Annotated in this window: 19 protein-coding genes, 2 tRNA genes and 1 rRNA gene; 12 read left to right on the top strand and 10 right to left on the bottom strand. The window is 64.0% G+C overall.

All coding sequences use genetic code 11. The features are described from left to right. The 3 genes from rrf to ACFQO4_RS12150 all read left to right on the top strand — a co-directional run. Nucleotides 1–119: ribosomal RNA gene (gene rrf / locus ACFQO4_RS12160) — 5S ribosomal RNA — on the top strand; the annotation flags it as partial. A 114-nt stretch (nucleotides 120–233) separates the two neighbouring features. After that, nucleotides 234–309 (top strand) — tRNA-Cys (locus ACFQO4_RS12155). A 217-nt stretch (nucleotides 310–526) separates the two neighbouring features. Next, complete coding sequence (locus ACFQO4_RS12150) at nucleotides 527–1459, top strand: DUF8231 family protein (protein ID WP_500261161.1); 933 nt, start codon at nucleotides 527–529, stop codon at nucleotides 1457–1459. A gap of 339 nt (nucleotides 1460–1798) precedes the next feature. Here the strand turns inward: ACFQO4_RS12150 and ACFQO4_RS12145 are convergent. After that, nucleotides 1799–1872, bottom strand: a tRNA-Lys gene (locus tag ACFQO4_RS12145). Nucleotides 1873–1954: 82 nt separating this feature from the next. On the opposite strand from ACFQO4_RS12145, the gene ACFQO4_RS12140 reads away from it, so the two are divergent. Further along, nucleotides 1955–3235, top strand: coding sequence for a M20/M25/M40 family metallo-hydrolase (locus tag ACFQO4_RS12140; RefSeq protein ID WP_500261160.1), 1281 nt, complete (start codon nucleotides 1955–1957; stop codon nucleotides 3233–3235). Between the two features lie 77 nt (nucleotides 3236–3312). Here the strand turns inward: ACFQO4_RS12140 and ACFQO4_RS12135 are convergent, their stop codons facing one another. Together ACFQO4_RS12135 and ACFQO4_RS12130 are read right to left on the bottom strand one after the other, a co-directional pair. Then, nucleotides 3313–4032, bottom strand: a complete 720-nt coding sequence (locus ACFQO4_RS12135; protein ID WP_500261159.1) for a DUF7119 family protein — start codon at nucleotides 4030–4032, stop codon at nucleotides 3313–3315. Nucleotides 4033–4116: 84 nt separating this feature from the next. Then, nucleotides 4117–4311, bottom strand: coding sequence for a DUF8595 family protein (locus ACFQO4_RS12130; protein WP_500261158.1), 195 nt, complete (start codon nucleotides 4309–4311; stop codon nucleotides 4117–4119). A 390-nt stretch (nucleotides 4312–4701) separates the two neighbouring features. Between ACFQO4_RS12130 and ACFQO4_RS12125 the strand changes: the two genes are divergently transcribed. The 6 genes from ACFQO4_RS12125 to ACFQO4_RS12100 all read left to right on the top strand — a co-directional run bounded on the left by ACFQO4_RS12125 (nucleotide 4702) and on the right by ACFQO4_RS12100 (nucleotide 11787). After that, on the top strand, nucleotides 4702–5076 hold the full coding sequence (locus ACFQO4_RS12125) for a DUF8134 family protein (protein WP_500261183.1): 375 nt from the start codon (nucleotides 4702–4704) through the stop codon (nucleotides 5074–5076). A 45-nt stretch (nucleotides 5077–5121) separates the two neighbouring features. Then, the gene (locus ACFQO4_RS12120) at nucleotides 5122–6897 is read left to right on the top strand and encodes a nitrite/sulfite reductase (RefSeq protein WP_500261157.1); all 1776 of its coding nucleotides are present in this window, start codon (nucleotides 5122–5124) and stop codon (nucleotides 6895–6897) included. A gap of 4 nt (nucleotides 6898–6901) precedes the next feature. Further along, nucleotides 6902–7255 (top strand): DUF6360 family protein, encoded by a 354-nt coding sequence (locus ACFQO4_RS12115; RefSeq protein ID WP_500261156.1) that lies wholly within the window; start codon nucleotides 6902–6904, stop codon nucleotides 7253–7255. A 64-nt stretch (nucleotides 7256–7319) separates the two neighbouring features. Next, nucleotides 7320–7811 carry a ferritin-like domain-containing protein gene (locus ACFQO4_RS12110; protein WP_500261155.1) on the top strand — a complete coding sequence of 164 codons (492 nt, stop codon included), beginning with the start codon at nucleotides 7320–7322 and terminating at the stop codon, nucleotides 7809–7811. 103 nt (nucleotides 7812–7914) lie between these two features. Further along, a complete protein-coding gene (gene rimI / locus ACFQO4_RS12105; protein ID WP_500261154.1) occupies nucleotides 7915–8397 on the top strand; it encodes a ribosomal protein S18-alanine N-acetyltransferase in 483 nt (160 codons plus the stop codon). 297 nt (nucleotides 8398–8694) lie between these two features. Continuing rightward, a complete protein-coding gene (locus ACFQO4_RS12100) occupies nucleotides 8695–11787 on the top strand; it encodes an MEDS domain-containing protein (RefSeq protein WP_500261153.1) in 3093 nt (1030 codons plus the stop codon). A gap of 210 nt (nucleotides 11788–11997) precedes the next feature. Here ACFQO4_RS12100 and ACFQO4_RS12095 read toward each other — a convergent pair whose 3' ends face one another. Both ACFQO4_RS12095 and secF read right to left on the bottom strand, forming a co-directional pair. Beyond that, nucleotides 11998–13590 (bottom strand): preprotein translocase subunit SecD, encoded by a 1593-nt coding sequence (locus tag ACFQO4_RS12095; protein WP_500261152.1) that lies wholly within the window; start codon nucleotides 13588–13590, stop codon nucleotides 11998–12000. Continuing rightward, on the bottom strand, nucleotides 13587–14465 hold the full coding sequence (gene secF / locus ACFQO4_RS12090) for a protein translocase subunit SecF (protein WP_500261151.1): 879 nt from the start codon (nucleotides 14463–14465) through the stop codon (nucleotides 13587–13589). Before secF ends, ACFQO4_RS12095 begins: the two co-directional genes overlap by 4 nt. Before the next feature lie 118 nt (nucleotides 14466–14583). On the opposite strand from secF, the gene ACFQO4_RS12085 reads away from it, so the two are divergent. After that, nucleotides 14584–14985, top strand: coding sequence for a DUF7968 family protein (locus tag ACFQO4_RS12085; RefSeq protein ID WP_500261150.1), 402 nt, complete (start codon nucleotides 14584–14586; stop codon nucleotides 14983–14985). Between the two features lie 155 nt (nucleotides 14986–15140). Here ACFQO4_RS12085 and ddfA read toward each other — a convergent pair whose 3' ends face one another. From ddfA to ACFQO4_RS12060, 5 genes are all read right to left on the bottom strand, one after another. Beyond that, nucleotides 15141–15413 (bottom strand): DdfA family disk-determining factor, encoded by a 273-nt coding sequence (ddfA, locus tag ACFQO4_RS12080; RefSeq protein ID WP_500261149.1) that lies wholly within the window; start codon nucleotides 15411–15413, stop codon nucleotides 15141–15143. Nucleotides 15414–15534: 121 nt separating this feature from the next. Continuing rightward, complete coding sequence (locus ACFQO4_RS12075) at nucleotides 15535–16020, bottom strand: Lrp/AsnC family transcriptional regulator (protein WP_500261148.1); 486 nt, start codon at nucleotides 16018–16020, stop codon at nucleotides 15535–15537. Between the two features lie 202 nt (nucleotides 16021–16222). Further along, on the bottom strand, nucleotides 16223–16504 hold the full coding sequence (locus ACFQO4_RS12070; protein ID WP_500261147.1) for a WNWW family protein: 282 nt from the start codon (nucleotides 16502–16504) through the stop codon (nucleotides 16223–16225). A gap of 2 nt (nucleotides 16505–16506) precedes the next feature. Continuing rightward, nucleotides 16507–20079 carry a DNA polymerase II large subunit gene (locus ACFQO4_RS12065; RefSeq protein WP_500261146.1) on the bottom strand — a complete coding sequence of 1191 codons (3573 nt, stop codon included), beginning with the start codon at nucleotides 20077–20079 and terminating at the stop codon, nucleotides 16507–16509. Nucleotide 20080: 1 nt separating this feature from the next. Next, on the bottom strand, nucleotides 20081–20500 hold the full coding sequence (locus tag ACFQO4_RS12060; protein ID WP_500261145.1) for a PPC domain-containing DNA-binding protein: 420 nt from the start codon (nucleotides 20498–20500) through the stop codon (nucleotides 20081–20083). 148 nt (nucleotides 20501–20648) lie between these two features. On the opposite strand from ACFQO4_RS12060, the gene yciH reads away from it, so the two are divergent. Continuing rightward, nucleotides 20649–20942, top strand: coding sequence for a stress response translation initiation inhibitor YciH (gene yciH, locus ACFQO4_RS12055; RefSeq protein ID WP_253431440.1), 294 nt, complete (start codon nucleotides 20649–20651; stop codon nucleotides 20940–20942). The last annotated feature ends 397 nt before the right edge of the window (nucleotides 20943–21339 follow it).

Raw genomic sequence — 21339 nt, 5'->3', positions numbered from 1 at the left:
GGCGGCCAGAGCGGCGGGGCACCACCCGTACCCATCCCGAACACGGCAGTTAAGCCCGCCCGCGTTTCGGCCAGTACTGGCGTGGGAGACCCGCTGGGAACCCCGGCTCGCCGCCGACCCACTCATACACTATTCAACCTCCACGAGCGACTGCGCTCGTGGGGGTTTTCGTCTTTACAGCGGGCGAATCGTACCGCTACGCTTAAACGAACGCAGTGGGTACATTCGAGCGCGCCAAGGTGGCAGAGTTCGGCCGAACGCAGTTGCCTGCAGAGCAACCCATCGCCGGTTCAAATCCGGCCCTTGGCTCTTTTACGTTTCGTACCCTGTTCCGTCCGAGTAGTCCGTTTCATCTCATCCATCGAGCGCGTCGGTTTTCGATCCCTGTAGTCCAACTCCATCGAATCGTCGAGGGCCAGTCGATCGTGATCCCTCGAGTGGGTTCGGCTCGACCGGACGCTATCCCTAGCTCCGCTCTTTCGAGAACTTAGTAACCGTTATACGACGCGCGGACAACGCCTCATACATGCAATTACGCGCAGGGATCGTCTACGCCGTCCTGTTTATGGTGATCGCTGCGGGCGCGTACGCCGTTATCGCGACCGCGGAATCACCGCAGGTGACGATCGACGAAGCCGATGCGGATCATCAACTCGAGCAAGGTGACGAGATAACGGTCGAGGATCGGACGTACAACGTGTCCGAGCTGGACGGGGCTGCTGGAACGGGAACGTTACAACACGTCAACGATTCCGTTCCGACGGACGTGACGTGGTCCGGTGCGAGTGCTGCGAACGGTGACTCCTGGGACGATGGCGATACGGTTCAGTTCGAAGAGGAGGGAACGGAGTACTTCGTTTACATCTATGCGCCACCAGAGGGTAGTGAGGACGGAAACGAGAGCGATGGTGAGGGTGAGGACGGAAACGAGAGTGACGAGGAAGCCCAACCCGAAACCTTCCTGCTGATCGAGGCAGTCGAATCCGAAGACGGAGAGGGATACACGTTCCTCGAGCGCCCCGACGGCGTCTACGTAATCGTCGAGGAGGACGGCCAGGAGGTCGTTCGCCACGTCACGGAGGTCGACGATATCGACACTCAGGAGTACGCGGTTGGAGACGAGGTGACCTTCTACGAATCTGAGATGGAAGAACAGGTCGACGCCGAGGTGACGACGATCGAGCCGGACGAGGTGACCCTCGAGTACACCGGTGAGGAAGTCACGGAGGTATCGCTCGCCCACAACGAGGAAGTGATGATCGAGCAGACGCCCTACGGCGTCCACTTCCCGAGCGAGGACGTCGTTTATTTGACCGAGGACGTCGAGAGTTTCCAGGCTCAACACCAGGCAGTCGATGAGCACAACGAGCGAATTCACGGCTTCTGGTGGGCGATCGGGCTGTCAGTGGTTGCGATCGTCCTGCTGTCTGGATTGGCGTTCATGCCGTTGCGAGGTTGAGGGCTCGAGTTTCTAGGCGATCGCGGTCGGCGTATCGGTTCGCCGACGTGATTGGTGTCGGGGTGGTTTCGGTTTTTGGTTTGCGGTGTCTGTGCGCGTTGGCCGTTCTCGAGTAGCAACTGTGGATAGTTCGGTGCGGTTCGATACTTGAGGGGCCTCGTGGCGACAATGCAGCTCGATCTGAACTCGCTGCTCACGAATTTACTCGTGGCAAAAGCGAGCCGGGCGCAATTTGAACACGCGGTCGGACGTGCTCACTGCATTGCGCGCGACCTCCCTGCGTTCAAATCCCATCGGTTCCCTTACCTGTCGTTCACGGCTTTGTTCGCGATGGGATAGCGGGCCGGGCGCGATTTGAACACGCGACCGTCTGGTTAAAAGCCAGACGCTCTGCCGAACTGAGCTACCGGCCCCGTATGCTCCTCTTTCGGGGACGCGTGGTTAAACGTTTCTTTCTCCCACGGTATTATATCGGGGTCCGACGTGGTCTCGCACATGAATTTCCGCATCTGGGACGACGACCTTCGAGAGTTCGTCGACACGTGCTGTTCGTTCGAGACGACTGCAGGAAACGAGAAGCCGGCCCAGGTGTGGCTGCGTGAGGAACTCGAGGCGGCGGGCTTTCGAACCTACGCCTGGGAGGCCGACCCGGCCGTTCTCGCCGAGCATCCGTCGTTTCCGGACGACCCCGACGACATCGAGACGGCAGGTCGGCCGAGCGTCGCCGGGGTTCTCGAGTTCGGAGATCCTGACGCGGGGCGGACGCTGGTGTTGAACGGTCACGTCGACGTCGTTCCCACGGGGTCGGGATGGGAGGGTGAGCCGTTCGAGCCTCGGTGGCACGACGGTCGCCTGACGGCCAGGGGTGCGGCGGACATGAAGTCGGGGCTGGGGGTGTGCGTGTTTGCGGCGCGTCACCTTGCAGAGAGCGGTGCGGATGGCAACCTCGGCCACGACTCCGACTTGAACGGTCGAATCGTCGTCGAGAGCGTCGTCGGGGAGGAGGAAGGCGGGATCGGTGCGGCCGCGGCCGCACTCGAGAATCCCTATCCGTTCGAGCGAGACGCGGTGATCGTCGCGGAGCCGACGGAGTTGCGTCCGGTGACGGCGGTCGAGGGAAGCCTGATGATCCGGATCGGCCTCGAGGGCCGGTCGGCCCACGCGGCAACGCGGTGGCGGGGGGCGTCGGTGTTGCCGGCGTTCGAGCGCGTTCGCGAGGAGTGCGAGGCGTTCGAGCGCGAACGGGCCGAGTCCGTCTCCCATCCGCTGTACGACGAGTTCCCGATTCCGTGGCCGATCTGTATCGGGCGAGTCGAGGCGGGACGGTGGGCGTCCTCGGTCCCGGACGAACTGACGGCGGAGGTTCGTGTTGGCGTCGCGCCCGGGGAGACGGTGACGGACGTCGAACACGCGCTCCGAAGCCGTCTCGAGTCGCTGTCGGACGAGCCGTCCTGGCCGGCGGGAGTCAGTGGGCCGACGATCGAGCGGTTCTCGGTGCAGTTCGAGCCGGCGGAAATCGCGGCGGACGAACCGGTGGTTTCGGCGCTCCAGGACGGGATGGTAGCGCGTGGATTCGAGGCCGGGGCGACCGAACCGCGCGGGGCGACCTACGGGGCCGACAATCGACACTACGTCGAGGCGGGGATTCCGACGGTCCTGTTCGGGCCGGGGAGCATCGACCAGGCGCACTTTCCGGAGGAGACCATCGAGTGGAACGAGGTGCTCGAGGCGGGGGCGGTGTTGGCGGAGACGGCGCGGACGTACCTGTCGCAGTGATGGGATTGTGACGCTCGTCCGGGACTGGAACTATCCGAGCGGGTTAGCGAGTGCGTTCGCAACGCTTGCTTCAGAGGCTACTCGAGCGATTTCTCGAGGGCGTCCGCGACGATCGTTCCCGGATCGACGCCCTCGAGTGAGGCTCGTCGCCGGAGGTCGCGGTAGGCCGACGCCGGGAGGGTGAGTTCGAGGCGACCGAGGGTGACGTCGCAGTCGCCGAGTGCGTGCTCGATCGAGGCTCCATCGTTGACCTGGCTGGCGACCTGGCGGACGTCGCGAACGGTGAGGTCACCGTCGAGGACAGCCCAGGCGAGCAGGAGTCGGTCCTCGCCGCCGACGCGGGCGATGTGTTTGGCGGCGGAGGGGGCGATTTCGCCGAGGGCAACCTGTCGACGAACCGATCGGGGGAGGTCGTGGACGCGGGCCCACTTGCGGATGAACGAGACCGTGACCGTCCCGTCACCCTCGACCTGGTCGCTGGCTCGCTCGGCGGCGGTCTTGTAGGATCCTTCCCCGCGGACGAGGGCGGCACAGGCCGCGGCACCGCGGAGCATGTAGAGGTGATCTTCGTCGACGGACCCGGTGGCGAACTGGGCGACGGTTTCGGCCGCGAGTGCGAGACTGTCCGGGTCGTCGGGGTCGAACTGAACGGCCTGGCGAGCGTGGCTTCCCGTGATCGATTCGTCGCCCCGGATGACCGGTGCGCCGACTGGCGATTTTCGATCCGTCGGGATCGGAGGCTCGTTCCCGGGGTCGCCGTCTCGAGCGCGACGATCTCCGGTGTGGTCGTCGGTCATGTACCGCTGATAGGGGCGACGTGCCTAAAAAGCGTTCCAGACCGTTCGCTGTGGTTCGTCGAGGAGTGCATCAGAGCCTCCTCGCTACTCCTCGCGTCGCTCGGCGAGGTGCTCCCAGATTTCCGTACAGCCAGCGCCGACGTCGACGTCCTCGAGGTGGGCCGTGTCGTCCTCACCGCGAGTAGCCTCCGGGGTGGCTCGGTCGCTGACGTCCCCTTCGTTGCCGTTACTGTCGTCGGATTCGTCCAGCTGGCGTCCGTCGGGTGACGCATTCGTCATCGTGTATCCTCCGTCGGATCGTCGGTCGGTACCGATCGCGACGCGCCGGATTCGATAGGAGGGAGGTGCAATTCCGGAGCCACGTCGGCGGAGACGTGCTGGCGACTCCGTATCCTGCGTTCGGAGGGCTGGCGGCGTGATGGGCGGTCGTGTGGCCGTGACGGATCGTCGGGCATACTCCCCCGTATGGTCGGCCATCGCTTAAGCACGGCTTCGGGTGCAAGCGATACCCCTGCTCCCGTTCTCGGGTAACGATTGCTGGTATCTCTGACGGGACGAAACGAAAGATGGCAACGCCTGCTTGCGATCTCCGCCCAAACAGCCGTCACGACAACGGCGAAGCATTGCACGGGCCGATGGACGAAGGTGGCTGCCACCCGAAGCGAGGGCATGGCCATCTCGTTGCGTACCCTCGACGACGGGGCGTGGATCAGCGTCGACGATTCCCGGACGGTCGGCGCGAGCGACGTCTGGACCCTCGCTCGCGGCCGATTCTGTCGGTGCGAACCGGCGTACGTCCTGCTCGAAGGGTTCACGGACGTCGGGGTCGACGGCACCAGCGTAGTTGCGGGGGCGGTCGGCCGGTGTCTCGAGTGTGGCCGTCACTCCTCGCTCGAACGCCTGCCGGTCGGCCGGGTCGTCGACGGCGAGTTCGAACGGTACGAGGCGTCGGCCGTCCAGGCGACGCTCGAGCCGTCGTCCGCTGGAGCGGTCGAATCGGGCCGGCAAATACCGCCGGAACGGGCGAGAGGCGGGGAGAACTGACGCCACGGCCGGGGCCTTGTAGGTGGTCCGCGTAGCCCGGTGCAGATGCCAAGCGACGTCGAGAACTGGAAAGACGAACTGTACGGGACCGATATCAGGGAGGCGATCGAGGAGTTCGCCGCGTCGGGGTGGGAGTCGATCCCCGAGGACGAACACGACGCCTGGTTCGAGCGCTTCAAGTGGTACGGACTGTACCACCAGCGCGCTGGCCAGGAGTCCTATTTCATGCTCCGGGTCGGTCCGCCGAGCGGGGTCCTCGAGCCGGGACAGTTTCGTGTCCTGGCCGAACTCGCGAAGGAGTACTCGAACGGCCCCGCCGCCAATCCGGAGTTCGGCAACGGCTGGCTCGACGTGACGACCCGCCAGGCGGTCCAGCTCCACTGGATCAACCTCGAGGACGTGCCCGCCATCTTCGACCGACTCGAGGAGGTCGGCCTCTCGGCGGTGCAGGCCTGTGGCGACTCCTGGCGGAACATCGTCGGCTGTCCGGTCGCGGGGAAAGACGAGCACGAACACGTCGACGCCGGTGCGCTGGCCGACGAGCTTCACGACACGTTCAAGCGAAACGAGGCGCACTCGAATCTCCCCCGGAAGTGGAAGGTAGCGGTAACCGGCTGTGACGAGGGCTGTGGTCAGGGCGACATCAACGACCTCGCGTTCGAACCTGCCGAGAAGGAAATCGACGGCGAGACGGTGACCGGCTACAACGTCCGCGTCGGCGGCGGTCTGGCTCGCAACGAGCCCCGATTTGCTCGCGGGATCGACGTCTTCGTCACGCCCGAGCAGGCCGTCGAGGTCGCCGGCGGCATCTCCGGGCTGTTCCGGGACTACGGCAACCGCGAGAACCGCTACGCCGCTCGGATGAAGTTCCTCGTCGACGAGTGGGGGCCCGAGAAGGTTCGCGACGTGCTCCAGGAGGAGTACGTCGACTTCGACCTCGAGACTGCGGGCGAGGACCTGCGCTCGTCGTACTCCTACAACGCCGGCGAGGCCGCCGGGAAACACGACCACGTCGGCGTTCACGACCAACCGGACGGCAATTCGTACGTCGGGTTGAACGTCCTCGTCGGCCGGATCGGCGCCGACGATGCCCTCGAACTGGCCGACATCGCCGACGAGTACGGTTCCGGCGAGGTTCGTCTCACCCAGCGCCAGAACGTCGTCTTCACGGACGTCCCCGACGAGAATCTGGACGACCTGCTCGCGGAGCCCCTGCTCGAGACCTACAGTCCGGACCCGCACCCGTTCCAGCGCGGATCGATCGCCTGTACCGGCACCGAGTTCTGTTCGCTCTCGATCGTCGAGACGAAGAACCGGCAGGTTCGCTTCTCGCGCTGGCTGGTCGAGAACGTCGACCTACCGGAGGGCGTCGACGACTTCCACATTCACCTCTCGGGGTGTACCGCGTCGTGCGCCCAGCCCCAGATCGCCGACGTCTCCCTGCGGGGGATGAAGACGCGCAAGGACGGCGAACCGGTCGAGGCGCTCGACATCGGCCTGGGTGGCGGCCTCGGCGAGAATCCGCAGTTCGCCTCCTGGGTCGGCGAGCGAGTTCCCGTCGACGAAGTGCCGGGAGCGATCGCGAACCTGCTCGAGAACTTCGCTGATGCCCGGGAGGGCGAAGAGAGCTTCCGCGAGTTCGTCGCCGCTCGAGACGACGACGAACTGGCGGACCTCATCGAACCCGAGGAGACCGACTACGAGGATCCGTACATGCACAACACCAAGCGGACCTGGTACCCCTACGCCGACCAGGACGCCCTGGACGAGAGCCCGGCCCCGGCGACGCCCGACGGGTCGCCGATACCGTCCGACGACTGAACCGATGGCCGACCGACTCATGCGCGTCACCGCGTACACGACACTGGATCTCGCCGACGCCGTCGTGACGGGGCACGATTTCGAGGCCGAGCGCGATGCGGTGGTGGACGCGACGGCTCCCCGGAAGAACCCCGACCACGTCAAACTGCAACTCGAGCTGGACAACATGATGGAAGACCACTTGCCGGCGCACATGGAGGAGGTTCGTTTGACGCCAGATCAGGCGCGGGCGCTGGCGGCTGATCTCGAGAAACATGCCGGTCGCGTCGAGGAAGCCACAGATGCGGATACGGGCTCGGAAGCAGACTCGAGTTCGACCTCGACTGCGGATTCGGATTCTGAATCAGCATCCGAGTAACCCGCCTGCCATCGCAGGCTGACGAGGTTTGGTCGTGCTTGGCGGAGTCCGAATCGGTGGTTCCATGAGCACCGAAACGATCCACGACCTGTTCGAGCACGGACTCGAGGACATCTACCACGCCGAGCACCAGCTACTCGACGCGCTGGAAGACCTCGAGGAACACACCGAGCGTGAGGAAATCGCGAACGCCTTCGCCGAACACCGCGAGGAGACCCAGACGCACATCGACCGCCTCGAGGAGGTGTTCGACATGTTCGGCGAGCCGCCTGAAAAGGAAGAGTGCGAAGGCATCGAGGGGCTAATCGAGGAGTACGAGGAGTTCCTCGAGACTGACCCCAGTCAGGACGTCCTCGACTACCACAACATGGCGGCCGCCGAGAAGACCGAACACTACGAGATCGCGGCTTACGGCAACCTGATCCCGCTGGCGGCCCAGATGGACTTAGGCGACGCGGCCGACCTGCTCGAGGAGAACCTTCGTGAGGAACAGGACGCCCTCGAGGAGTTGAAGTCGCTCACCGAGGAGTTCGATATGGGAGCGATCCCGGCCTGAGACGGCGTCCAGCTGAAACGCCGACTTCGAACCGAAATCCACACTCGACGAACGAGGTAAACGGTCGCGTACTTCTTTTACCCCCACGTCGATACTCCCTCCTGTGACGACCCCGACCGAGTCGACGCGGACTCGAGACGGCGTGACGATCCGCCAGGCCGAGCGGGCCGACCTCCTCGCCGTCGTGCGGATCGAGGACACGTCGTTCCCCCAGCCCTGGCCATACGACGCGTTCACCCAGTTTCTGGGCGAGCCCGGGTTTCTGGTCGCCGAAACCGGCGACGGGCGGATCGCCGGGTACGTCGTCTCGGACGTGACGCCGAACTACGGCCGCGACATCGGTCACATCAAGGACGTCGCCGTCCATCCCGACTGGCGCGGCTCGGGTATCGGCTCGGCGCTGCTGGGTCGATCCCTCGCCGTCCTCGCGAGTCAGGGTGCTCACTCGGCGAAACTCGAGGTTCGAGAATCGAACGACGGGGCGAAACGCCTCTACGACCGGTTCGGCTTCGACCCGCTGCGGCGAGTGCCGCGGTACTACGAGGACGGCGAGGACGCCATCGTGATGGTTCGCGAGCTGGTCTGATCCGCTGTCGGCCGTGCCTACCAAATACCCACTGTCGATATTTTCCCTGTCGCTCCGAGCCTCGAGCGATGAGCTTCGTGCCGGAATCCAGCACCTGTTTTGCGGTGATCGCCTGGTCTCGGTCGACTACTGCCGAACGCACGGCGACGAGGACGATTTCGTCGAGGCGTGTCCCCGGTGTCAGTGGTCTGGGTGACGCGAAACCTAGCATTTGCTAAAATCAGTAGCAGGTGATCGATGGATCACCTGGTCTAATTGGGGACCAGAGTTAAGAATCTCCGTGAATAATATGATTTAGTGAGTAACCAGGTCGAGCGCGGTACGCGACAGCGAAGACCGGACCGCGAGGGTGGGTTGGGAGCGCTGCATCAGCACTCGGAGCTTCGGGAGCCGACCGAGCCCCAGGACACCCACGACCACTCGAACGACCATTTTGCACTGATCTACGAGCGCCGTGAAGACCAATTTGCATCTGCAATTCCGTTCATCTGCGAGGGGCTCGAACGTGGCGAACAGTGTCTGTACGTCGCCGACGACAACTCCAGGGAAGCAGTCGTGGAGGCGATACGGGATCACGGTATCGACGTGAACACCGCCCTCGAATCGGGTGCACTCTCCGTCCTCACACCAGCGGATACCTACCGCCGAAACGGCGAGTTCGACAGGACCACCATGCTGGAATTCTGGGAGGAGTCGCTCGAACAGGCGAAAGACGAGGATGGCTACACGGGACTCAGAGCGGCCGCCGAGATGACGTGGGCACTAGAGGGAGACACGAGCACCGACGAACTGGTCGAGTACGAGGCTGTGCTCAATCCCCTCTACCAGGACGAAGACTACGCCGTTATGTGCCAGTACAACCGGGAGCGGTTCCCGGCATCAGTTATCCACGACGTTATCAAGACGCACCCACACATCGTCTCCAACAGCACCGTCTCACAGAACTTCTACTACACACCACCCGAGAAGTTCTTCGGCTCCGAGAAGATGGAGCCGAAGGTCGATCGCATGCTGCAGACGCTGCAAGAACGGACCGAGGTGAAGGCGGCGTTAACGGAACGGCAAGAGTACCTGGAGCGCATTTTCGAGAGCAGTCACGACGGCATCCTCATCGTCGACCCCGAAGCGGACGAGATCGTCGACGCGAACCGGGCCGCAACCGAGATGCTCGGCTATACGCACGACGAATTGATGGCCATCGCCCCCTCCGACATACACCCCAACGAACTCGACGCGTTCCGGGAATTCGTCGAGGGGGTGTTCGAAGACGGCACTGGGTGGACTGATGAACTTACCTGTCACACCAAAGACCGGGGCCAGATTCCGGCAGAAATCTCTGCGTCTCGGATGGAGCATAACGGCCGTCCGGTCCTGCTCGCGGTGGTCCGCGACAATAGCGAGCGCAGGAAGTGGGAACGAGCCCAACAGCAATTGTACGAGATAACGTCCGATCCCGATCGGACGTTCGAGGAGAAGCTCCAGGACTTACTCGATCTTGGCTGTGAACACTTCGATATGGAGCTCGGCGGTATCGCCATCGCAGAACCGGACACTGATCACTTCGAGGTGGAGGTCACGAACGGGGAGCACGAACAGCTCAATCCGGGCAAATCGTATCCTCTCTCCGAAACGTACTGCCGTGTGCCTGCGGACGAGGGGGGAACCTGTGCAATTACCGCTCCGACGAGCGGCGGGTTCGAAGGCAAGCTGTGCTACGACACGTTCGGCGTGCGGACGTACCTCGGAACGTACCTCGAATTCGAGGACGACAGTAACCGGACGTTCTGGTTTGTTTCGACCGAACCGAGAGCGGAAGCGTTTTCGGAGGCCGAACGGACGTTTCAGCACCTGATGGGTCAGTGGGTGCAATACGAACTCGAGCGCCGCCACCGCGAGCAGGAACTGCGCGAGCGCACAGAGCACCTTAGTGCGCTCGTCGAGACCGCGCCCGAGTGCATCAAGACCGTTGCCGACGACGGCACTCTGATCCAGATGAACTCCGCCGGGCTCGACATGGTGGGGGCCGACTCGGAATCGGCGGTGATCGGCGAATCCGTCTACGGGCTGATCGCCCCCGAACACCGCGAGACGTTCCGCGAGTTCAACGAGCGGATCTGTCGGGGCGAGCGAGGCGTCCTGGAGTTCGACATCGTCGGGCTAGACGGCACGCGCCGGCACATGGAAACGCACGCGGCGCCGCTGCATCGCCCCGACGGGACGACGTCCCAGCTTGCATTGACGCGCGACGTTACCGAACAGATCGAGCGCGAACGTGAACTCGAACGGACGCTCGACTTACTCGAGAAAACCGAACGCATCGCGGACGTCGGCGGCTGGGAGATCGACCCGGAAACGAAGGACGTGTTCTGGACCGATCACATCTTCGAGCTTCTGGAAGTGGATTCCGACGAGGAACCGCCGCTGGAGGATGCCCTCGACATGTATCACGAGGACGACCAGGCGATCGTCGAGGCCGCCGTCGAGAACGCGCTCGACTCGGGCAACCCCTTCGACGTGGAGGTACGAATCCGTACGAACAGCGGCGACATACGATGGCTGCGGCTGCAGGGCGTCCCGGAGGTCGTCGATAACGAGCCCATCTCGTTCCGCGGAGCGGCCCAGGATATTACTGAACGCAAGCAGCGCGAGCAACGGTTAGAAGAGGTGATCGAGCGACTCGAATCATCGAACGAACGGCTCGAGCAGTTCGCCTACGCCGCTTCCCACGACCTGCAGGAGCCACTCCGGATGGTCTCGACCTACCTTCAGCTGCTCGAACGACGGTACGAGAACGCGCTCGACGAGGACGGCGAGGAGTTTCTCGAATTCGCGGTGGATGGGGCCAACCGCATGCGCGAGATAATCGACGGGCTGCTCGCCTATTCGCGTGTCGAGACGCAGGGCGATCCGCTGGAACTCATCGACCTCGATACCGTGTTCGGCGACGTACTGGCGGATCTTCGGATCCAGATCGCGGAGAGCGACGCCGATATCACCGTCGACGACCTTCCTCGCGTCAGCGGTGATGCCAGCCAGCTCCGCCAGGTGTTCCAGAACCTGCTGGAGAACGCAATCACCTACAGCGGCGACGAGAAGCCCCAGATCCACGTCTCGGCCGAACGCGATGGGTCCGAGTGGATCGTGTCGGTCCGCGACGAGGGTATCGGCATCGATACTGACAATCAAGACTGCATCTTCGAGGTGTTCCAGCGGCTTCACACCCACGAGGAGTACGACGGGACCGGCATCGGACTCGCACTGTGCGAGCGGATCGTCGAGCGCCACGGCGGAGACATCTGGGTCGAGTCAGCACCGGGCGAGGGAGCGACGTTCTCGTTTACGCTGCAAGTAGCGGCTGGCGAGCGACGGGATACAGGTGTGAGCGGCTAGCCGGAAGCAATCTAACAGTCAAACACGACTGCACACAGGCGCCAGTTCTGTCTTCTCGAAGAGTTAGTTGTGCCGAACACGGTGTTCCTCTATCCGCGTATGCAGCGCGGACTCAGCCCGAATTAGTCTTCTTCGCCAGAGCCGATCTGAGCGTTCGGTATTGATTACAGAACTCGAGACGACTGGCGGGAAAAACGCGAACACGGTGATTCACTTGTCGGTCAACAACCGGCGCAGGATGTCCCCGTAGGCCGGTCGCGTGATGAGAACCCCGACGAGCACGCCCAGGATTGTGATGATAGCAAACCCGCGAAGGTCGCCCAGGCTGAGCACCGCCAGGGGTGACATGGCAACGATCGTCGTCGCCGCCGCAGCCCCGATGACCCAGAACGCCTTCCGGAACCGGGACTCGAAGACGCGCCTCGAGTTGACGTCGCCCTCGTCTAACACCTCGTCGGCGATGATGATCAGGTCGTCGACGCCGGTCCCGACGACGGCGATGAATCCGGCGACGTGTGAGAGGTCGAGGGGCATCCGCAACAGGGCGGCGACGCCGAGCAGGATGACGACCTCGGAGAGGGCGGTGACGATCATCGGGAGGGCGACGCGCCGGTCGCCGTAGCGCACGTAGACGACGCCGCTGACGGTGAGCACGGCCAGGACCCCGATCAGCAGCGAGTAGTTCTTGAACTGCTCGGCCAGCGCGGGGCTGATCATGTACGTCTGGGCCCGGTCGAAGTCGAGCGGGGCGCGCAGCTCGCCAGCGCGGAGGTTGATCGAGAGCGTCTGGGCGTCCTGCTGGCTGGGCGTGATCATCTCGAACTGGCCGCTGTTGGCCCACTCGCCGCGTTCCATGCTCGAGGCGAGCGTCGGCGCGACGCTGTGAGCGTCGATGACCTCGCCGTCGACGACGGTCAGCAGACAGTAGTTCGACCCCACAGCGTCGGGGTTTCCGTAGCTACAACTGCTGGGATTTTGTGTGAATCCGTTCTCGACCATCGCCTGCTGGTACTCCTCGGCGGGACCGGGGTTGACCGAGACGGGGACGTAGTCGTACCCCTGCTCGCTGTTGTACGATGCCGTCCCGATGCTCCCGAAGTCGGACTGGACGAGCGCCGTCTCGTTTTGCTGGCCGCCCTCGCCGTCGGGGTAGTGCATCACGATCTCGACGATTCCGCGGTACTCGAGCAGGGCTCGAAGCTCCTCGGTGGTCATCGCGGGCGCCTCGGTGACGATGTAGTAGGTGCCGTCCATCTCGGCCTGGGAGACCTGGCTGCCCGAGAGGCCGGCCTCGTTGATCCGCAACTCGATCGTCGTCTGGATGTCGTCGCGGGTCGCCTGCGTGACGCCCTGCCTGACGTCGTCTTCGGTGACGTCGAGACCGGCTTCCTGGAGCGCCGCGGCGAACTCCGCTTCGGTGACGTTCCCGGTGAAGACCTCGACGCTGATCTCGCCGTTCTGGTGGTCCGTCCGGACGAGCGCATCGCCGGTCTCGAGGCCGAGTTCCTCCGAAACCGTGGCCTGAATCTCCTGGCCGCGTCGATCCAGCTGGGTGCCCTCGGCGTCGACGCTGACTTCCTCGACGGTCATCCCCGTGACCGGGGCGCTGATCTTCGTCCCGCCGTCGAGACCGAGGCCAAACTCGAGGTTGTGCATACTCGAGTCGGATTCGTTGGTAGCGTAGGCTTCCTCGCTGTCCCCGACAATGTCGGGTGGGACGAACAGCGCGAGGAGCGCCCCCGTGAGGAAGACGACCAACAACAGGACGCGCCAGTTCGCCTTGATCGACCCGATGGCGCTCATCGGGCCACCCCCTCGAACTTGTACCACCGAAGCAGGCTGAGGTTCAGCAGGTAGGTGTTCATCAGATCGGCAGCCAGTCCGACGGTGAGGATCAGGCCGATCGAGAGCAGGAGTTCGACGCCGAGCGCCCACGCGGCGACGGCCATGACCAGCATCGCCGCCATCGACGTGACGGTCATGGTGATCCCGGTGCGCATCGCCCGGTGGGTACTCTCGTAGAAGTCACCGCCTCGCCTGAGGATGTGGTTGTTCAGCAGGATGTCCGAGTCGACGGAGTACCCGACGATCAGCAAGAGTCCGGCGACGGTTCCGAGCGACAGTGGAATCCCGAGGACGTTCATGAACGCGAGTGGAATCACGAGATCCGAAAACGCCGAGATGACGATGGCGATGGAGGGAACGAACGTCCGGAAGAGGACGAACGCGATGACGCTCATCCCGACGAACGCGGCTCCGAGGCCGAGCAGCGCCGTCTGCTGGGCGGCCGCCCCGAAACTCGCCGACGTCTCCGCCGAGAGCTGGACGACCTGGTCGTTACCCGAGACGGGCTCGAGGTTCGACTCCGCCTCCGACTGTACGTCCGCGTCGGTCGGCGCGAACTGCACGAGGTACTGGTTTTCGGTGGCCTGGACCGACTGAACCGACTCGGGTTCCTCGCTGAAGGCGGCCTCGATCTCCGCTTCGGAACTCGTCGTCTCGATCGTCAACTCGGTTCCGCCGGCGAAGTCCATGCCCAGCTCGACCGGCGTGCCGTAGACGACGTAGCCGCCGAGGAGAACGAGCAACGCGAATGCAAGGACGGCGAGTGGAACCGCCGCCAGCTGGCGGTTGGTGTACCGGGTGTAATCGATTTCCGGTACCGCGAAAGTCCCCATATACCCTGGGTGTTACCGTCGGCGAAAGTAAGCCTTCTCAATTCCATCACGATATTTCAGGTACTGGATCGGTGAACGAAACGGAACCCGTCATCACGCTCGAGCGCGTAGTCGTCACATGAAACACTCGAGTGACACGAGTACAGCGCGCGACGGGGCCGCGGAGAGCGACGCGGTTACGGAGCCGAACGAGGACGGGACCGACGCACGGACGGCTGCTCGACTTGTCCTCTCGTACCCCGAGGACCTCTCGGACTGGGGGCGGTTTCAGGTCGAGAAGCCTTCGTTCGGAGCGTTCCTCCGCAAGACTCGCGAGCGGGCCGAACCGGGCGACGTCTGGGAGGAGTTCGTCGGCGTCGGCTGCTGCGGGAACACCCTCGACGTCCCCCTGCGCGTCGAGTCCGTCGACGGCGGGGCGCGAATCGGGCCGGAGACCGAGATCGACTACGAGGTCCGGGAAGCCTGCGGTCTCGATGGGAGCTGGCGCGTCCAGAGCGCGGGCGGACCACGCCGTTCGTGAGCGGTTTCGCGTCCAGAGCGCGGTGACCGGCTGGGACAGCTAGCGAGCGCCGGGCCGAGGGATATCTGAGCCATCGGACGGCTCACTCACCGCTGTGGGCGTGTGACCCGAGTGAATAATGGATCCGGCCCGACCGCCACGACCGCTCGTGGTCGCTACCGTTCGGTAGTGTTTTTTACGGAAACGTCCCCGTCCCCCCGGACGGTGACGTCGTACCCCAGGTACTCGAACGAAACTTCGCCGGACCCGCGCGGTCGGCCGCGACTCGTCGGCGCGAAGAGCGCGTTGAGTGCCTCGGGATCGATCACGTCGTAAAGCGGCGGCCGTAGCTCCATCGGATCCGTTCCTTCCCGGTCGGCGATGAGTTCGACGACGGTCGTGACGGGCGAGCTGGAGGAGACTGATTGCGTAGGTGTAGCGGTTTCCATCACTGTTAGGCAGCCGGTGGATACGTATAAATCCCTCCACCAGTTCCGGGAGATCTGTATTTTACCGCCGAACGCTGCTTATTCCACAGAAAATAAATTGAAATTGGAGGGTGACCGTTTCTCAGCCCTCTCCCGAGGGAACATCCTTGCCGAAGTGATCGAACGGCTGGACGTACTCGTCGTCGAGTACCTCCGATCGAACGATCTCGAGGCCGTACTCACGGATCGAGTTCGCGATGTTCGACACGTCGTTCGTGTCCGTACCGACGACTCTGATGTGATAGTTCTCTCGACCGGCGAGTAGCTTCCGAACGGAGACGACGCCGTGTTTCTCCAGTAAGTCCTCGGTGAGCGGCTCGGACGGGTCGCTGGCGGTGCAGGTGAAGAGGATCGACAGCTGATAGCCCGCCCGCTCGTAGTCGATCTTCGGGACGTATCCCCTGATCACGCCCTCGTCCTCGAGCGCTTCGATTCGATTCCGGACGGTGCTCGCAGAGACGCCCACGGCCTCCCCGATCTCCCTGGCTCTGTTGTTCCGGGCGTCTATTTGTAGCATGTGGAGGATCCCCCGGTCGGTTTCGTCGAGTGCTGACTGTCGTCCACCCATACCTGCCGGTACTAGCGAGGCGGAGATGTATCTTGTGTGCGCATGTGTCTGGTCGTCTTCACGGGTAGCTCGACTCCGATACGCTGCCGTTCACGTTGCTCTCGAGGTATTCGATGGCGTGACGCTCGACCCGGTGGCCGGCCCAGTCTAAAACTATACTTTCTATAGCAATCCTGGCGACTGCCGTCGTCCGGGATGCGTCTCAGCCGTCGCGGTAGCGCTGAATCCCGAACTGGCCGTACCCCCCGTAGGCGACCTCGAGCGAGCCAATCCACCAGTTCCACCGATCGGCCGGGCTCCCGTGGGGTGCATCCGCGAGTTCCTCGAGCACCGCCTCGGTGGTCAACTCGGTACCCACGTCGGCCTCGTACAGTCCCGAATCCGCGAGGTCGACGGCCTGGCGGACGACGACTCGAGATTCCCCAACGGTGCCGCCGAACCGATCGCGGAGGCGAACCTCGAGCGGGCCTGGTTCGACGGTCACGGTCACATGAAGTCCGCAATACCGCTTTGCTTGTTCTTGTCGTTCTCGAAGACGCTCTCCAGGGACTTCTCGAGCACCTCCAGCCGTTGTTTGGTGTAGTCCCGACAGCCGTACTCCTCGGCGACGTCGATGGCCGTTTGCATGTACTTGTTGACCGACCCCTTGTGGACGGTCAGATTGACGCGGCCGCCACACTCCCGGCAGACCTCGGTCAGGGGCATCCGACGGAACTTCTCCCCGCAGTCGAGACACCGCGTCTCCTGGCGCGAGAACGCCCGCAGGTTGCCGATAAGATCAGGGAGGAAGTGGTACTCGATGACCCGCTCGGCGACGTCCGTCTCGTCGACGGCCTCGAGTTTGCGCGCCAGCTCGAGCTGGGCGTCCATCTTGTCCATCATCGATCCGAGCGTCTTGTACGCGGAGAGGTCCGGCCCCATGGCGATGTCGGTGGTGTCGTGGGTGTGCCCGAAGCCGGTGTACTCGCGGTCGGTTCCCAGCGTATCCTCCGCGATTTCGACGATGTCCTCGACGTCGCCGGGGTCGGCCTGCTCGAGGGTGGCCTCGTAGAACTCGCGAGGATAGCGGGAGACGACGTCCATGTTGTGGGCCTCGTCGTCGATCTCGGAGGGGTCGATCCTCGAGGACATGACGAGGGGGGCGTCCATGCGGCCGCCCCGTTTGTCTGGCAAGAAGCTGATACTGAAGTTCAGCAACCCGTCCATGAGAAGCATCACACAATCTTCATCCCCGTCACAGTTGCGTCTTTTTGCTGCATGGAAAAACGGGTGCGCATAGCCGACGGCGGCGCTCGTGAAACCGGTCACTCTCCCGACAGTAGCTGCGGAGGTGTGCGGTGCCATACCAAATACTAGCTCGCCGACGAGTTCCTGGCGATCGTCGATCTCGTAGAACGGCTCGAGCCCGTAGTACTGCTCGAGCAGGTCGTCGATGAAATCGGCGGTCTGCATCATGTGCTCGGCCGCGCCGTCCGAGAGGACGATGTCCTGGACCTTGAGTTCGATCAGCTGGTCCTCGTGGGTCAGCGGTTCGCCGTGGACGTCCGCCTCGTACCCCAGCGCTTCGAGCTGGCCGACCGTCACGTCGAGTTCGCTGGCCCGGACGGCCGTCACGGGGAGGTCGGTCATGTCGTAGCGGACGGTGCCGTCCTTGAACGTCGAAACGTCGTGTTTCGCCCGGAGGATGCCCTTCTCCATCGGTTCGGGCACTTTGGTCGTCGAGGTGAGCCCCTTCACACCCTTGAGGATCTCGAAGGCGTTCTCGCGCTCGCCGACGGCCTCGAGAGCGTCCCGGTAGACCTCGTGGATGTCGACTTCGGTGTATTCGACGCAGGTGGCTTCAATTTCACAGCGGTCGCACTCGACGCGACCCGCCTCGTCCGGGTCGACCCGGGACTCACAGGAGGGACACTCGTAGTCGGGGACGGTCCGCTCGTTGCACTCGGGACAGCGATTTTTGAACGTCTCCTCGCCGCAGGCCTCACAGCGCTTGCGCCCGATCTCGAGTTCGACGACGCCGGGCGTGTCGCTCATCGTCTCGGCGTACTTGCCGGCGTCGGCGACGTTGCGCTGGGCGCCGCCGGCCTCGCCGATGGGAAAGAGGGTGTGGACGGGCGGGCTGAGGTCCCGGCGCTCGGACTTCTCGGGTCGGCCCATCCGCGTGCCGATGCGGGTCGGCGCGCGCTCGCGAACCGCGACGGGCGCGACCTCGTTGACCGCCTCGATGGCGTTGTCACCGTCCTCGTCTACCCCCCAGGTGCGCGCCCGTTCGCTCAGGTCCTCGAGCGACCAGGTGCGCTCGAGGTCCGTCGTCAGTCCCAGACTGCGGACGAACGGCTCCCAGTCGTCGACCTCGATCCGGTCGGGGCGCTGACGGTGTTCGACGACGATCGTTTCGAGCGCCTCGCGGACGGCGTCGGTGTGCTCGAGGACGAGCGTCTCACCTTCGCCCTCGACCGTCCCGTCGCTGACGGCCTCGGCGAGTCCGTCGAACGCCGCGACCGAGAGGTCGTGCCACTGGTAGGTGTATTTCGGATGGAGCGGGGCGTCGTACTCGAGGGCCCACTCGAGGACCTGCTCGGCGGGCGGGTCCTCGAGGTCGATTCGGGGGTCGTCCTCGAGCGCCTGGACGTCCGCGCCCGCGGCCTCGAGGTCCTGGACCCACCACTCGACGGCGTAGGCGGCGGGCGCGAGTGCGTGATTGTTCTCGACGAACTCGCCGTAGTTGACCAGGTACTCGCCGGCGTCCAGGATCTTCTCGATCCCGTTGCGGACCTCGAGGGCCTCCTCGACGTCGTCGATCTGTCGGACGTCACCGTTGGCCAAGCGAACGGTGGGCCCTTCGATGCTGTCCACGGGAATCACTCCGGCGGCCTTGCCGGGGCGCTCGGTCTTGATCTGGGTACCCGTCGCGAGGAAGTCGTCCAGAATGTGCATCGAGGCGGGGTGGACGCCCGCGGTCGCGAAGCCGTGGTTTCGCGCGCGGCCGTAGCGCAGGCGAAAACCACCCTCCGCGCAGGGGTGGGAGAAGACAGGACGGCCGGCGATCAGGTCCCGGAGGAACTTCGTGGCGGGTTCGACGCGGGGTGGGCCCGTGGGCTGGTCTTCGTCTCCGTCCGCGACGGAATCGGGACTCGAGTCACCGTCGTCCGACGCTTCCGTTTCGTCGACCTCGTCGTCATCGCCTCCTTCTTCCTCGCCGTCTGCCTCAGCGTCATCGTAATAGGTCCCGTCGATCAGATCCTGGAGCCACGGCCAGTCGATCTCCTCGAGCTGGGACGTATAGCGCTGAATCTTGGGGGCTTTGAGGGCAATCCCTTCGGCCATCACCAGACACATCCCGCCGCGAGCGGAGTTGGTGTCGACGCGCTCTAAGTCCCGAAAGCCTGAGACCTCCTCGTCGCCCGTGGCCTCCCCGTCGAGCATGATTGGGAGATGTTTGGCGATGAACTTCGTCTCCTCGTCCTTCGGCGAGTACTGCAACCCGGTCTCCTTGTCGTAGAGGCCGATCTCCTCGGCGTAGCGCTCGATCTCCTCCTGGCGAGCCTCGTAGGTCTCGAGGCCGACCAGCGCGCGAGTGTAGTCCGCGACCAGCACCGAGAGGGCCTGGGCGGTCCCGCCCGCGGAACGAATCGGCCCCGCGTAGTAGACGTTGACGAACTCGGTGCCGTCGTCGTTGGTGAGAATCTCGACCTTGTCGATGCCCTCGATGGGCGCGGCGACGACCCCTTCGGTCAGGAGCGCGACCGCCGTGCGGACGGCCCCCTCGACCTTCCCGGCTTTCGTCTCGTAGTCTCCGACGGAGCCGTCGGCGAAGTCCTCCGCGAGCGCGAGAGCGGCCTCCTCGCGGGACATCTGCCCTTCGAGTTCGCGCACCCGCTCGGCGACGCCGTCGATTCCGAGAATGTTCTCGACGCGGTCGGCCATGTCCTTGGCGACCGGAATCTCGACTTCGGGTTTCGGATCGTCGCCCCGTTGTTTGGCCGTCTCGGCGACGTCCATGGCTTCCTCGAGCTGGGATTCGAGCGTCTCGAAGTAGCGCTCGTCCTCGGCCCGCATGTTAGAGCCAGAGGTCGAGGTTGGTAGTCTCGTCGTGCTCGCGCTCGAGGGGTTCCTCGAAGATGCGCATGTACACCTCGCCCGCGAAGACGGTCGCGGCGTTCAGGTGGCCCGCGAGGGCCGTACCGTCGGGTCGCGAGAGGACGGCGTGAGTGTGGGCGAACCGATCACCCTCCAGCCAGGAGACGTTCCCCACGCAACTGGCAACCTCGAGCGGTTCGTCGAAGGTTACGGGTTCGTACTCGAGCGTATCCTGGTCGTAGAACCAGATTTCGGCGTCCTGGACGGCGCCGAGGGCGGTGAACCAGGCGGCGTCGGCGTCGACCTCGGTCGCGAGCGACTCGATCTCGGCCCGCCAGTCGGCGCCGTGGTCGAGGCTGGCGACGTACTCTCCCGTCGGTTCGACTGTGCGATAGTTCATGCCAACACCCTGGACGCGCAGACGGGAAAATCCCATCGGTTGTCAGGCAGCTTCGGGCGGCGACGGGTCGAGCGTCCGGCCGCTGGAGGCGGAAGACGGTTGCGGTCCCGATAGTGTTTAATATGCTCATTCCGTACGGGCGAACGTAATGTCGGAAGTCTGCTCGACGTGCGGGCTGCCTCAGGAACTCTGCGTCTGCGAGGACGTGGCCAAGGGCCAGCAGCAACTCACCATCCGCATTGACGAGCGCAGATACGGTAAAGAGGTAACGGTCATCGAAGGATTCGACCCCAAAGACGTCGATCTCGACAGTCTGTCGTCGGATCTGAAATCGAAGTTCGCCTGTGGCGGGACCGTCGAGGACAGCCACATCGAACTCCAGGGTAACCACCGCGGCCGCATCGAGGACTTCCTCCGCGATCGCGGGTTCAACGTCGCCTGACCGTCGATGCGCTGACTGGACTTCCGATCCACGGCGGATCGTGAACCGAACGAAACTAGCACCTGCGATGCGGTTTTTCGTTTCGCCGACGGCTCAAGCGGGGGCGCTGCTCTCGTTTTCACGTGACGCTTTTCGAGTCACGCCTCGAGTCGCGTCGCTCGATACCTCTGTCGCGTTCTGACCACAACTCGAGGACTCGAATACGCCGACAGCAAAACCGGCCACGTGGGGGGTGTGGCCGGGTGCTGGTGCGGTTCTCAGCCCGCTGAAATCCTGACGGTCTGTCCCATTGTGGTGCGATGCGGAAGCAGACCATTCGTGTGTGCATCATTCACAGGGAAGGTCGTTCGGCCGTCATAGTCAGGGTCGTTACTACCGGAGGGGTGTCGTCCGACGC

The organism is Saliphagus sp. GCM10025334 (assembly GCF_042663485.1).
In the GTDB taxonomy this organism is placed as follows: Archaea; Halobacteriota; Halobacteria; order Halobacteriales; family Natrialbaceae; genus Natronosalvus.
This window is presented reverse-complemented; position numbering and strand designations above follow the sequence as displayed.

Bases quoted from the DNA above. Each gene is read 5' to 3' on its own strand.
- ACFQO4_RS12150 (WP_500261161.1), top strand. From the start codon at position 527: ATGCAATTACGCGCAGGGATCGTCTACGCCGTCCTGTTTATGGTGATC.
- ACFQO4_RS12140 (WP_500261160.1), top strand. From the start codon at position 1,955: ATGAATTTCCGCATCTGGGACGACGACCTTCGAGAGTTCGTCGACACG.
- ACFQO4_RS12135 (WP_500261159.1), bottom strand. From the start codon at position 4,032: ATGACCGACGACCACACCGGAGATCGTCGCGCTCGAGACGGCGACCCC.
- ACFQO4_RS12130 (WP_500261158.1), bottom strand. From the start codon at position 4,311: ATGACGAATGCGTCACCCGACGGACGCCAGCTGGACGAATCCGACGAC.
- ACFQO4_RS12125 (WP_500261183.1), top strand. From the start codon at position 4,702: ATGGCCATCTCGTTGCGTACCCTCGACGACGGGGCGTGGATCAGCGTC.
- ACFQO4_RS12120 (WP_500261157.1), top strand. From the start codon at position 5,122: ATGCCAAGCGACGTCGAGAACTGGAAAGACGAACTGTACGGGACCGAT.
- ACFQO4_RS12115 (WP_500261156.1), top strand. From the start codon at position 6,902: ATGGCCGACCGACTCATGCGCGTCACCGCGTACACGACACTGGATCTC.
- ACFQO4_RS12110 (WP_500261155.1), top strand. From the start codon at position 7,320: ATGAGCACCGAAACGATCCACGACCTGTTCGAGCACGGACTCGAGGAC.
- ACFQO4_RS12095 (WP_500261152.1), bottom strand. From the start codon at position 13,590: ATGAGCGCCATCGGGTCGATCAAGGCGAACTGGCGCGTCCTGTTGTTG.
- secF (WP_500261151.1), bottom strand. From the start codon at position 14,465: ATGGGGACTTTCGCGGTACCGGAAATCGATTACACCCGGTACACCAAC.
- ACFQO4_RS12085 (WP_500261150.1), top strand. From the start codon at position 14,584: ATGAAACACTCGAGTGACACGAGTACAGCGCGCGACGGGGCCGCGGAG.
- ddfA (WP_500261149.1), bottom strand. From the start codon at position 15,413: ATGGAAACCGCTACACCTACGCAATCAGTCTCCTCCAGCTCGCCCGTC.
- ACFQO4_RS12075 (WP_500261148.1), bottom strand. From the start codon at position 16,020: ATGGGTGGACGACAGTCAGCACTCGACGAAACCGACCGGGGGATCCTC.
- ACFQO4_RS12065 (WP_500261146.1), bottom strand. From the start codon at position 20,079: ATGCGGGCCGAGGACGAGCGCTACTTCGAGACGCTCGAATCCCAGCTC.
- ACFQO4_RS12060 (WP_500261145.1), bottom strand. From the start codon at position 20,500: ATGAACTATCGCACAGTCGAACCGACGGGAGAGTACGTCGCCAGCCTC.
- yciH (WP_253431440.1), top strand. From the start codon at position 20,649: ATGTCGGAAGTCTGCTCGACGTGCGGGCTGCCTCAGGAACTCTGCGTC.